Origin of the sequence: Blastococcus sp. CT_GayMR16, assembly GCF_004570875.1 — a bacterium.
Classification (GTDB): Bacteria; Actinomycetota; Actinomycetes; order Mycobacteriales; family Geodermatophilaceae; genus Blastococcus_B.
In genome coordinates, this window is the sequence record NZ_SPQK01000001.1 from 40,388 (window position 1) to 52,336 (window position 11,949).

Consider the following 11,949-nt stretch of genomic DNA (forward strand, 5'->3'; position numbering starts at 1 on the left):
AGCGACCGTGACCGCCACCGAGAGACCCCCGTCCACCCCGCCGATGGCTGTTCGGGCGCGTCATGCGGGCGCCGGCTTCGGCGCCGCGGTCCTCGCGACGGCCCGGCCCCGGCAGTGGCCGAAGAACATCCTGGTCTTCGCGGCACCGGCGGCCGCCGGCGTCCTCCTGCAGCCGGCCGCGGCCGCGGCCGCCGTCTGGGCGGCGGGGGTGTTCGTGCTGGCGTCGGCGAGCACCTACTTCATCAACGACGCCCGGGACGTCGAAGCGGACCGACTGCACCCCGTCAAGCGCCGGCGGCCGGTCGCCGCGGGACGGCTGGGGGTGCGGACTTCCTACGGGATCGGCTTGGGCCTCGCCGTCCTCGCAGCGGTGGTAGCGCTGCCGCTCGGTCCGGCGATGGTCGGTGTCGTGGTGCTCTACCTCGCCCTGACGATGGGCTACAGCCTGTGGCTCAAAGACCAGCCGGTAGTCGAGCTGCTCGCCGTCGCCTCCGGTTTCGTGCTGCGCGCTGTCGCCGGTGGGACCGCGGCGGGCGTCCCGCTGTCGAACTGGTTCCTGCTCGTGGCCCTGTTCGGATCACTGTTCCTGGTGACGGCGAAACGCTCGGCCGAGGCGCGGAACTCCCTTGCCCGTGGCACGACCCGGCCGGTGCTGGACGGATACCCATCCGCCTGGCTGCAGCAGATCCTCACCGTGTCCCTGACCGGCACGGTCCTGGCCTACGCCTCCTGGGCGCTGCAGTACGTCGGCCGGGACGTCGCCCTACCCGTGCTGGCGCTGTCGGTCGTGCCCTTCCTGGCCGTCATGCTGCGCTACAGCCTGCTCGTCGCTCGAGGCGACGGGGAGGCGCCGGAGGACGTCGTGTTCTCCGACCGGTTCCTGCTCGTCGCCGGCATTCTCTGGGCCGCGCTGGTCGGCGGCGCTCTCTACCTGGCCTGAGGCCGGTGCCGGGACGGCGGGGGTCTGCGGGCGGGCCCTCGAGCGCCAGCCCGGTCGCACGGCGGCAAGGTCTCGAACTCGCGGCTGTAGCAGTGCCTGTCCGCGACCACCGCGGATCCGGCCCACGCCGCCACCTGTCGTAGGCCGCCGCCGTTTCCTATCGGGGTAGACCTCCACGATCAGCACCACAGTGACGGTCGCTCCTCGCCAGCTCACATCACCACCAGCTCGTCGTGACCCTAGGCGCGGAGCTTGCTGGCCGCAGCCCGAGGACCCTCGGTTGGGTCATCCAGCCGCGGCGCCAGGCGCGCTCGGCTCATGCCGGTAACCGTCCCGAGGTCGTTCTACGCGGGGACCGATCACCGGCGTCCGGGTAGCCCCGCCGGCTGCGCGACAGAGGGATCGCGCCCTGCGGTCAGCCCTCCCGGAGGAGGCTCACGGGTGCCCGGCGCGCCCACCACAGAGCGACGCCACAGGCGACCGCGATGCTGGCGACCACCGCCGCAGCGAGTACGGCCAGGTACGTCCAGGGCACGGCCAACGAGCTGGGCGGCGGGTCGAACACGCCCGACAGGACAGCGACCAGGACACGGGCGAGTGCCGCACCGAGGGCCGCACCAAGAACGAGGCCCAGGACGACCACCGTCGCCGCCTCGCCGACGACGAATGCCGCGGCCTGACGGGGTCGGGCGCCCAACGCCCGGAGGACGGCAAAGTTGCGGCGTCGTTCGGCCATGCCGAGGGCGAGCACCAGGCCGCCCGCGGCCGCGCCGAAGGCGAAGGCGAAGCCCAGCTCCAGCAGGGTCAGCCCATGCAGGTCGATGGAGGCGAGACTGGATCCGATGGTTGCCACGGCGGCCGACAGTGGCGTGACCGTCGCGGCCGGACCAGCCGCCTGGCGCAGGGCTGCGGTCACCGCGGGGGTGTCCTGCCCCCCGGTGTCGACGAGGAAGGCGCCGACGGTGTCGTCGGCGGTCACCTTCGTCAGGTAGTCGGCGTTGGCCACCAGGAAGCTGTCTTTGGGCGCGGTGGGGAACTCGTTGGCGACACCTACGTAGTGGAACGGCGCGGTGACCGGTGCGCCACCGGCTGCGGTCTGCACGCGCAGTTGCACGGCGTCGCCGAGGGAGAGCTGGTAGTCGGTCACCGTCTCGGCGGAGACCAGTATCCCGTCAGGGGTGGCGGCGAGCGCGGCCATCATCTGGTCGGCGGTGCCCCCGGTGAACCAGCTGTCCTGCAGCGAGGTGGCCGCGGCCACGGTGTCCGGCCGAACCCCGTAGAGGTCCTGCAGGTCGGCGCCGACGTAGGCGAACCGGTGTTGCAGCGGCTCGACGGCGCGAACCCCGGGTACGGCCGCCAGAGCGTCGGCCCCCGACGGCGGCACGCGGGCACCCGGAGCCTCGGTCACCGCCACGTCCGACCCGTTGGTGAGCCGCGCGTCGACGAGCGCCTGCTGCTGGTAGGTGGCGTTGAAGACGGCCGTGGAGACGGCGAAGGCCACGGCCAGGGCGAGGACCACCGCGGCCCGCGTCACCAGTGCCCGGGAACGGCCGAGGCCGGCGGCGACGATGCCGGCCAGTGGTCCGGCCACCGGCCGCAGGGCCGCGGTCAGGAGGCGCTGCCCGCGGCCGAGCAGCAGGTCCGCCAGCCGCCAGCACAGCAGGCCTCCGCCGGCCCACAGCAGCGCGGGGCCCAGGAACGCCCAGTAGTCCACCGAGATGGTGGCCACGCCCTCCGGTGCCAGCACGAGCGCGTATCCGACCCTGCTGGTCGCGCTGATGACTGCTGCGGCGCCGGCGAGGGCGAGAAGGTCCAGGCCCAGGCGCGCCCACAGCGGCCGCTTCGGTGGGGGCAGGGCTCCCGCGTCGACGACCCGGCCGGCCCGCCAGGCACGCTCGGCGGGCAGCAGGATGGTGGCCAGGGCCACCGCGAATCCGGCGGCCGCTGCGACCGCGGCCCATCCGGCTGCCGCGGACGGGGTGCTACCGAATGCGGGCGAACCGAAGGCGAGGCGGCCGAGGAGCGCGGCCAGGCCCAGTCCGGCCAGCACCCCGACGACTCCGATGATGGTCGCCTCGGCGGCCGCGAGAGCCAGCGCCTGCCGGTGGGTCGCCCCGCGGGTGCGGAGCAGTGCCTGTTCCCGCTGCCGGCGCTGGCGTCCGGCGCCGGCAACCGAGGTGGTCAGCAGTCCGGCGAGTACTGCCCCCGGCAGCCCGAGGAAGAGGAAGAGGATCTGCGCGTAGAGCGCGTCTTCCCGGGCGGCGCCGAGGGTGGCCGCGAGGTTGTCCCCGACGATTCCGGCGCCGGTCAGCGTGAGTTCGGTGTTGCGGGCGCCACCGCCCTCGGTGACGTAGGCGGCGGCGGGGTCGGCGGGAAGGGGGGCATCGCGTCCGACGTGCACCTGGCTGCTGATCAGGTCCGGCCGGCCGGCCGCGAGGGGGTCGAAGAGCTGCCGCCACAGGGGTTGGGGCAGCAGCAGCACGTTGTCCGGCGGGGCGGTGGGCTGGGCACCGGCCGGCGCGCCGACGGTCTGGAAGAGGGTGTCCGCCTGGGGAAGGTCGACGACGCCCTCCACGGTGACAGTCGCATCGGGCAGCCCCGGGCGCACGACGGAGACGACGTCACCGACCCCGACGTGGAGGTTCGCCGCGGTCTGCTGCGCCACCAGCACGCCGGTATCGCTGCCGGCGAGGGTGCGCAGCTGGCCGGGGAAGTCCGCGAGGTAGTTCGGCGGCAGGCCCAGCACCTGCGCGGCACCGGTGGTCTGCGTGGTCGCGGGCGCGCCGGGCGCCGCGGTCGTGGCCGCCAGGCCGGGAAGGGAGGCGAACCCGACGACGTCGGTGACCCTCGTACCGGGCTGAGCCGCAACGGTGGAGGCGACCTGGGCGGGGTCGGCCCCGGCAGCCACCTGTACCTGCCAGTCGACGGCTACCCGGGCGATCGCACGGTCGGTCATCGTCGCCTTGCTCGAGACGAGGAAGGCCCCGATCGCGGCCAGCAGTGCGACCGCCGTGACCACCCCCGTCGCCACAGCGGCCATGCGGCCGGCCCGGTGCCGCAGGAGCCCGGACAACCATCGGATGATCATCGTGCTCCGACCTGGGGCGCCGGCTCTCGTCGTCGCCCGTCAGCCATGGCCCAGCGGACGTCGAGACGGTCGGCGACCTCGGGATCATGGGTGCTGACCACCAGTGCCGCCCCCAGTGACCCGACGGTGGCCAGGAGAACGTCGAGGACGTGCGTCGCGGTGCGCCGGTCCAGCTGGCCCGTGGGCTCGTCGGCGATGACGAGGGCGGGCTCGGCGGCCAGCACCCGGGCGATGGCCACCCGCTGCGCCTGCCCACCGGAGAGCTCCTCGGGCGTCGAGCTGGCCAGTCCCGTCAGCCCCAGGCGGTCCAGCGCCTGTTCCGCGCGGAGCCGCGCCTCGCTGCGCGGGACGTCGGCCAGCAGCAGCGGCAGCGCCACATTGTCGGTCACGTCCAGGGCCGGGAGCAGGCTCGGTGCCTGGAACACGACCCCGATCCCCAGCGGCCGACCGGCCCGCATCGTCAGCCCCGGCCAGGTCACCGTGCCGGAGGTCGGGGTGTCCAGCCCGGCCATCAGGTGCAGCAGGGTCGACTTCCCGGAACCGGACTCGCCGGTCACCGCGATGCGCTGCCCGTGACGCACCTGGCCGTTGACGTCGCGGACCGCGGCGACCTCCGCCTCTCCCTTGCCGAACAACCGGGTCAGACCGCGGCAGTCCACGAGAGTCTCGACCCCGGTCATGCCGCCACCGCCACTTCGGCCGCGACCCACCGGCCGTCGGTCAGGCGGAGGACACGGTCGGCGCCGGCGGCGACCTCCGCGCTGTGACTGGCCACGACCACCGCGGCCCCCTCGGCGGCAACGAGCCGGATCAGGTCCAGCACGCGATGCTCGGTGGCCAGGTCCAGCTCGCCGGTCGGCTCGTCGGCGATCAGCACCGCGGGATCTCCCGCGAGTGCCACGGCAAGGCCCGCCCGGGCGAGCTCACCGCCGGAAAGGGTCCCTGGCATGGCTCGGGCGCGGTGGCCGAGACCGACGAGTTCCAGCAGGTCCGGAACCGTCCGGCGCGGGGTCGTCCCCCGCCCCCGGAGGCTCTGTACCAGGGCGACGTTGGTCCGGACGTCCAGGTGCTCCACCAGATTGCCCGACTGCCGGAGTACGCCGACCAGCCGTCGGCGAACCAGGGTCCGCTGGGCCTCGGGAAGGTGGCTGATGCGCTCACCCGCGAGCCGGACCGACCCTCCGTCCGGCTCGTCCAGACCGGCGAGCAGGGCCAGGACTGTTGATTTCCCCGACCCGGAAGGACCCGTGACTGCGACGACCTCGCCACCGTGGACAGTGAGGGAGATGCCGCGCAGCGCGAGCGTCTCCTCATCGCCGGCGCGGTAGAACCGGTAGAGGTCGAGTGCCTGCACCGCCGGGACGGCGGACGCCGGATGGGCTGTCTGCATCGTCATGGTCAGAGCCACGCGAACGACGTGCTGACCATCCGCCAGGCGTCCACGTCGTCGGCACCCTGGGGGCCGCTGAGGGTCAGCAGCACCTCGGTGCCGTTGCGCCAGAACACGTAGAGCTCGACGTCGTCCTTCGTCACCTTCCCGGTGACCGGGTCGGCGGCGGAATCCGCGGTGTAGGTGCCGTGGACGACGTTGCCGGCGGGCAGCCTCAGCGTCTCGACCGGCCCGAGGGTCACGTTGTTCCCGTTGGTGACCAGGTCGGTCAGGACACCGCCGAGCACCGTGTCCTGGTTGGGCTCCGGCTGGCCGTCGAGCTGCTGGACGGTGACGGTGTTGAGCTTGTCGGTGAACGAGACGCCGTTGGTCGCGTCGGTACGCGCCCAGCCCTCCGGCACCTTCACCGAGAACGATCCGTCGGCGGGGCTGTAGGGGACGTACACCTGGTTGTCAGGGATGTCGCCCAGCGGGCTCTGCTCGCTGGGCGAGGCCGCCGCGCTCCCGGCGGCCGGACCTGGAGACGGCGCCCCACCACCGCAGCCGGCGACGAGGAGAGCCGCCAGTGCGGCGGGTACGAGGAGCAGCGCTCGGGACCGTGTCATGCGCTGAGGTTGACACCGGGCCGCTGAGAGGGCGCTGAGCGAACTTCCCGTCTCCTCCCGTCCGCCTGCCCCGGAAGAAGACCCGGTACGGCGTCAACCGGGCCCGGGCCGGCAGGCCCGGGACCCGGACGGAGTCGACCCCGCACCTTCCCGCGGAGCGCGGCTACTGCTACTGGCCGCCGGCAGACGCAGCGGACAGGTCGACCAGGACCCAGCCGCCGACCGTGGTCGAGGGGTAGGCACCGAGGGCCCAGTACGCGATCTGCTCGGTCGGCGAGCCGTGCGCGGAACCGCGGCTGGTCAGAACGAGGTAGTGCACGCGTGAAGCGGCGACAGCAGCGCGGAAGTCGCTGAGCGTGGGATGCGGGTCCCGGCCGGCGAATCCGCCCAGCGCCCACACGGATGCGCCACTGGCCAGCTGCAGGTCCGCGGCCCGGCGGCCGACGGCGGCGGCCGCCCAGTCGTAGCCCGGCGCGCCGGCACGCAGGCGGTCTGCCAGGGCGGTCGGCAGCCGGACGTTGGTGGTTCCGCCCGGACTCATGCCGGCCGGCGTGTGCACCGAGGTGACGCCTGGCCCGGCGTAGACGTTCGCCCCTCGGTGCACAGCCTGCGCGGTGGCCGCCGACCACGCCGCGGGGCCGGCGAGCACCGCGATGAGGAGAGCCGCACTCACGACCCGGCGGCCGCGGAACCTCCCGGGGACCGGTCGCTGGATCCCTGCACCGGACGGCTCACGCTGCGGCGCCTCCCCGGCGGCGAGCGACCGGTCACCGATCGTCCACACGCCACGGACCGCTACCGCCCCCGCGACCAGGACGACCGGCGCGGCGAGCAGCGGCCACCCCGGACGGCTCGCCAGCAGACCGACCGACCACAGCGCGGTGAGGGCGACCGTGGCTGCCAGCACCCGCCGAGCCCGTACCCCGTCGTCCTCGCGCGACTTCTCCCAGAGCAGCATGCCGCCGAGCGCCACGGCGCCGGCGATGGCGGGGGCTAGCTGGACCGCGTAGTAGCTGTGCGAGATGCCCCGCAACGAACTCAGCACCGTGCCCGCGACCAGCAGCCAGCTTCCCCAGAGAAGCAGCCCTGCCCGCGCCACATCCCGGCGGTCCCGGCCGCGGGTCAGCACCCATCCCGCGACGAGTGCGATGAGTGCTGCGGGGAGCAGCCAACCCGCCTCTGGCGCCCACGAGCCGAACAACCGTCCCCACGACCCGGGCCGCGCGACGTCGGCCGCTCCCCCACCGCTCTCCTGCCCGGTCAGGCGGCCCAGGCCGTTGTAGCCCAACGCGAGGTCGATGACGCTGTTGGTCTGCGTGCCGCCGATCCACGGCCGGGAACCGGCGGGAGTCAGCTGGACGGCGAGCACCCACCAGCCGGCGGCGGCGGCCATCGCCGTTCCCGCGACGGCCACCCGCCCCAGCCGTCGCCAGACCGGGCCGGCCCCGGCCACCAGGGCCACCACGACGAATGCCGGCACGATCAGCCACGCCTGCAACAGCTTGGTCAGGAAGGCCAGTCCGAGCAGGGCCCCGCAGGCCATCAGCCACCCGCCGCCACCTCGCGTCGCGCCGAGGGACCGGACCAGCGCGTAGGACGCCGCCACGGAGAGCAGCACCATCAGCGCGTCGGGGTTGTCGTAGCGGGCCATGAGCGTGACCACGGGCGTCAGCGCCAGGACGGCGCCGGCGATCAGACCGGTCGCCGCAGCACGGGCTTCGGCTCTGGATTCGACTCCTCGGCCGGCAGACAGATTCAGGGCCTGTCGTCGCACGGTGCCGTAGAGGAGCGCGACCGCGGCGACGCCGCACAGCGCCTGCGGCAACAGCAATGCCGGTGTGGACAATCCGAACAGCCGGACGGAGAGACTGGTCAGCCACAGCGCCGCCGGCGGCTTGTCGACGGTGATGCCGCCGGCTGGGTCCAGTCCGCCGAAGAAGAACGCCTGCCAGCTGAGCGCGCCCGCCTGCGCGGCTGCGGAGTAGTAGGCGTTCGCCCACCCACTGCCCGACAACCCCAGCGAGTAGAGCAGTCCGGCCACCGTCATCAGCGCGCCGAGTGCGACGCGGCGTCCCGCGGCTGTCGCCAGGCCGAGGGGGTGACCCCGCCCGGTGGCCGGGCCAGGCGCCGTCCCCGGCAACGGCAGAGGTCCCGCGATCATCGACTCCGCCGCGCTCGGCCGGCTCGTGCCGGCGTCCCCGCCGCTCGTCGTGCTCGGGGCGGCCAGCGGCGTCACGCCGCTACCGCCGTCGTGGAGGACCGTAGCGCCGCCGGACGGGAGGCGTCGCCGGACGGTCGCTCGGACCGGAAGACCCAGCCACGGAAGAGCACGAAGCGGGCTACGGTCGCCATCGCGGTGGCCGCGATCAGCACCCCCACCTCCACCAGCCGCGGCGCCACCGGGGCCACGCTGTGCAGGAGAACGAGCGCGCCACTCGTCACGGCCAGGCCCACGGCGAACACGAGCAGGCCCTGCAGCTGGGCCCGGGCCGCCCCGGCCCTGCCGCGCACTCCGAACGTCAGGCGCCGGTTCGCGGCCGTGTTGCCGAATGCGGTGATCAACAGCGCCCCGAAGTTGGCCTCCTGGGCCGTGCCGATCCCCCGCAGCAGCACGAACAGCAGCAGGTAGGCGAGCGTCGACAGCACCCCGATGACCCCGAAGGCGGCCAGCTGGCCCCACGCGGTCGAGGGCGCGCCGCCCGGGCCGGCCAGCGGTCCGCGTCCGATCCGGTTCCGCAGCTCGTCCAACGGCCGCCGACCGGTGATCCGGCTCCGCCGGAGTCGGACGATGCCGGCCAGGTCGGCCCGGGCGGTGGCGACGATGTCCACACGGCTGTCGGGGTCATCGACCCAGTCGACCGGCACCTCGTGAATGCGCAGCCCGACGCGCTCGGCCAGCCAGAGCAGTTCGGTGTCGAAGAACCACCCGTCGTCCTCGACCAGCGGTAGCAGTCGCTCCGCGGCGTCGGCGCGGATCGCCTTGAAGCCACACTGTGCGTCGGACAGCGTCGTCGTCCCCGTGATCCGCAGCAGCAAGTTGTAGGTGCGGGAGATCAGCTCCCGTTTCGGTCCGCGGACCACCCGGGAGGACTTGCTCAGGCGGCTGCCGATCGACAGGTCGGAGTGCCCGCTGATCAGCGGGGCGACCAGTGGGAGCAGGGCCGCGAGATCGGTGGACAGGTCGACGTCCATGTAGGCCAGGACGGGGGCGTCGGACGCCAGCCACGCCGTCCGCAGTGCCCGGCCCCGGCCCGGCTCGGGCAGCACGAGAACGTCGATGCCGGGCAGCTCGGCGGCGATCCGGCGGGCGACCTCGACCGTGCCGTCGGTGCTGGCGTTCTCCGCAACGGTGATCCGGAAGGAGTACGGGAACGAGTCGGTGAGATGGGCGTGCAGACGGCGCAGGGACGCCTCCAGCCCGGCCTGCTCGTTGTGCACGGGGACGACGACGTCGAGAACCGGTGGCGGCAGCGAGACGAGCACCGGGAACGCGTCCGCGGTCAGCAGGCTGGTGTCCATGAAAGTCTCCGATCCAGCTCCGCGGAGGGGAGCCGTCGATCGGACAGTGGCCCGGGCCGGCTGAGGCGCTGCTGAGAGCCGGGCGCCCGGGCTGCGGGCTCAGCATCTTCTCAGCACAGCGGGCCGACGCTGGGTCCGGCGGGCCGACCGGCCCGAACCGGAGGTGCTCCATGTCGACCGTCCTCGGCCTCGTTGCGGCCGCGATCACCGTCGTCCAGTTGGTGCTGCTCGCGCGGATCGTCAGCAGCTGGGTACTCGTCCTGGCCGGACCGGGCGGCCGCCATCCGGGCGTCGTCCGCGTCGACACGGCGCTCGCCCGCCTCACCGAGCCGATCCTGGCGCCGGTGCGGCGGGTGATCCCTCCGCTGCGACTGGGATCGGTCGCCCTCGACCTGTCCATTCCGGTGGTGCTGCTCGCGCTGAGCCTCGTGGCGGCGCTGCTTCCCGGCGCCTGATCGCCACGGCCGCGACCGAGCTAGGCGCCCCGACACGACCGACTTGACCAGCACGGAGAAGGCACATGACAACGCTGATCGACCGGATAGTCGCCGTGCCGGCCCCCTGGGCGTACGTGATCATCGCCGTCCTGGTCTTTGCCGAGGCCGCGTTCTTCGTCGGCTTCGTCCTGCCGGGAGAGACCGCGGTCGTGCTCGGTGGGGTACTCGCGGCCACAGGCCGACTGTCCGTGGCCGCACTGCTGGTACTGGTCGTGTTCGCCGCCGTGGCCGGGGACAGCGTGGGCTACGAGGTGGGTCGCCACTTCGGGCCGCGCATCCTGGTGACCCGACCACTGCGTCGCCACGCCGGTCGACTCGCCCGCGCTCAGGGCACGCTGCGCGAACGCGGCGGCTGGGCGGTTTTCCTCGCCCGGTTCGCCGCCTTCCTTCGTGCCGTGATGCCGGCGCTGGCCGGTGCCAGTCGGATGCCCTACCGGCGCTTCCTCGCGTTCAACGCGGCTGGCGCGCTGGTCTGGGGCGTCGGCGTCGTCCTGCTGGGCTTCTTCGCCGGACACTCCTACGCGGCGGCCGAGCGCGCGCTCGGACGTACCAGTGCCGTCCTCCTGGCCGCCGTGGTGCTCGCGCTGGCCGTCGGGGTGCTGGTGCGCCGCCGGCGGCGGCACCAGTCACTCGGCTGACGCGTACCGGACGCCGATCGCTGGCACAGCTGCGCCGGACTGCGGGCGTTTCAGTTTCAGCGTCTTCACAGCGGGCGGTCCCCACAGTGGGTCGCCTGTGGGCGCCATCCGGCGCTCGACGGAGGAGGAGAACTGTGAACACGAAGCTGAGCAAGCACAAGCTGGCTGCCGCCGGCGTTCTGGCAGTCGTGCTGGTCGGCGGTGGGGCCTCGATCGCGGCCGCGTCGTCGTCGGACAGCACCACCGCCGACCAGGAGCAGACCGACGGTGAGACCGCCGACGGTCCTGACGGCGGGCCGGGCAGCGACCAGGAGGGCGAGGACGCGTCGTTCACCGGCAGCGTGGCGGCCCCGGCGGAGACCGAGCAGCCCGACGGGCAGGAAGCATCCGGCAACGAGGACCAGGAATCTGCCGCGCTGCAGGCTCTGGCCACCGTGACGCCTCAGCAGGCGGAGCAGGCTGCCGTGGCCGCCGTCCCCGGGACGGTCGGCGGGAGCGAGCTGGGCAACGAGAACGGCTTCGTCGTCTACAGCGTCGAGATCAAGGGGACCGACGGCAACGTGACCGAGGTCAAGATCGACGCCGGCAACGGCGCGGTTCTGGCCCAGGAGGCCGAGGACGGGCAGGAAGCGGCCGACTCAGCCGACCAGCCGGAGGGGCCGAACGACGCGCAGGACTGACGTCCTGCCACCCTTCGCGGCGCGACTCGCCTGAGCACGCGGCCCCCGGCCAGCCGGCCGGGGGCCGCCGTGCGTGCGGCCCGATCACACGAAGGTCGACATGCGGCGACTGCGAACACCTGCCAGCCATCTCACGCCGATGACGGCCAGAACTCCCGCGCTCAGACCGATACCCAGACCGGCGATGACATCCTGGCTGTGGTGCACGTGAGCCGCGATCCGGGCCACGCCGATGAGAACTGCGCCCGCCCCGATCGCGACCCCCACCAGTCGCCTGTACGGGAAGAGGAGTGCGGCCAGCAGTCCGCCCGCTGCACTGTGGTCGGAGGGAAAACCGTTGTCGGCCGCGTGCGCGAACAGCGCAGCCGACGACGGGTCGTGGACGAACGGGCGAGGATCGACGTGCAGTGCGCCGGCTACCCAGATGCCGACGCCCACCAGGGCGAGACCGACGAGCGACTGCGCGGCCAGCATGATCTTGTCGGTGCGAGGGCGGGTGAGCCAGACCAGGCCCGCGATAGCGGCCAGTACGTAGAGCAGGTACTGGGCCGTGGCGACGATGAGTACGTTCACGTGCGCGGTGGAGGTGTCG

11 protein-coding genes are annotated in these 11,949 nt (G+C 73.3%); 4 read left to right on the top strand and 7 right to left on the bottom strand.

Annotated features, from left to right (window positions below):
* Positions 1–7: 7 nt before the first annotated feature.
* Complete coding sequence (locus E4P38_RS00215) at positions 8–940, top strand: decaprenyl-phosphate phosphoribosyltransferase (protein WP_135129720.1); 933 nt, start codon at positions 8–10, stop codon at positions 938–940.
* Positions 941–1,355: 415 nt separating this feature from the next.
* Here E4P38_RS00215 and E4P38_RS00220 read toward each other — a convergent pair whose 3' ends face one another.
* The 6 genes from E4P38_RS00220 to E4P38_RS00245 form a co-directional block, all read right to left on the bottom strand.
* Positions 1,356–4,028 carry an FtsX-like permease family protein gene (locus E4P38_RS00220; protein ID WP_135129721.1) on the bottom strand — a complete coding sequence of 891 codons (2,673 nt, stop codon included), beginning with the start codon at positions 4,026–4,028 and terminating at the stop codon, positions 1,356–1,358.
* A complete protein-coding gene (locus E4P38_RS00225) occupies positions 4,025–4,708 on the bottom strand; it encodes an ABC transporter ATP-binding protein (protein WP_135129722.1) in 684 nt (227 codons plus the stop codon). Before E4P38_RS00225 ends, E4P38_RS00220 begins: the two co-directional genes overlap by 4 nt.
* On the bottom strand, positions 4,705–5,424 hold the full coding sequence (locus E4P38_RS00230; RefSeq protein WP_135129723.1) for an ATP-binding cassette domain-containing protein: 720 nt from the start codon (positions 5,422–5,424) through the stop codon (positions 4,705–4,707). Before E4P38_RS00230 ends, E4P38_RS00225 begins: the two co-directional genes overlap by 4 nt.
* Before the next feature lie 2 nt (positions 5,425–5,426).
* Entirely contained in the window at positions 5,427–6,023 is a 597-nt protein-coding gene (locus E4P38_RS00235; protein ID WP_135129724.1) for a hypothetical protein, read from the bottom strand.
* Between the two features lie 169 nt (positions 6,024–6,192).
* Positions 6,193–8,259 (bottom strand): glycosyltransferase family 39 protein, encoded by a 2,067-nt coding sequence (locus E4P38_RS00240; protein ID WP_209308845.1) that lies wholly within the window; start codon positions 8,257–8,259, stop codon positions 6,193–6,195.
* A complete protein-coding gene (locus tag E4P38_RS00245; RefSeq protein WP_135129725.1) occupies positions 8,256–9,542 on the bottom strand; it encodes a bifunctional glycosyltransferase family 2/GtrA family protein in 1,287 nt (428 codons plus the stop codon). Before E4P38_RS00245 ends, E4P38_RS00240 begins: the two co-directional genes overlap by 4 nt.
* Before the next feature lie 170 nt (positions 9,543–9,712).
* Between E4P38_RS00245 and E4P38_RS00250 the strand changes: the two genes are divergently transcribed.
* From E4P38_RS00250 to E4P38_RS00260, 3 genes are all read left to right on the top strand, one after another.
* The gene (locus E4P38_RS00250) at positions 9,713–9,997 is read left to right on the top strand and encodes a YggT family protein (protein WP_135129726.1); all 285 of its coding nucleotides are present in this window, start codon (positions 9,713–9,715) and stop codon (positions 9,995–9,997) included.
* Between the two features lie 65 nt (positions 9,998–10,062).
* On the top strand, positions 10,063–10,677 hold the full coding sequence (locus E4P38_RS00255) for a DedA family protein (protein WP_135129727.1): 615 nt from the start codon (positions 10,063–10,065) through the stop codon (positions 10,675–10,677).
* A 134-nt stretch (positions 10,678–10,811) separates the two neighbouring features.
* Complete coding sequence (locus E4P38_RS00260; RefSeq protein ID WP_209308846.1) at positions 10,812–11,357, top strand: PepSY domain-containing protein; 546 nt, start codon at positions 10,812–10,814, stop codon at positions 11,355–11,357.
* Between the two features lie 84 nt (positions 11,358–11,441).
* On the opposite strand, the gene E4P38_RS00265 is transcribed toward E4P38_RS00260, so the two are convergent.
* Positions 11,442–11,930, bottom strand: a complete 489-nt coding sequence (locus E4P38_RS00265; RefSeq protein ID WP_135129728.1) for a phosphatase PAP2 family protein — start codon at positions 11,928–11,930, stop codon at positions 11,442–11,444.
* Between the last annotated feature and the right edge of the window lie 19 nt (positions 11,931–11,949).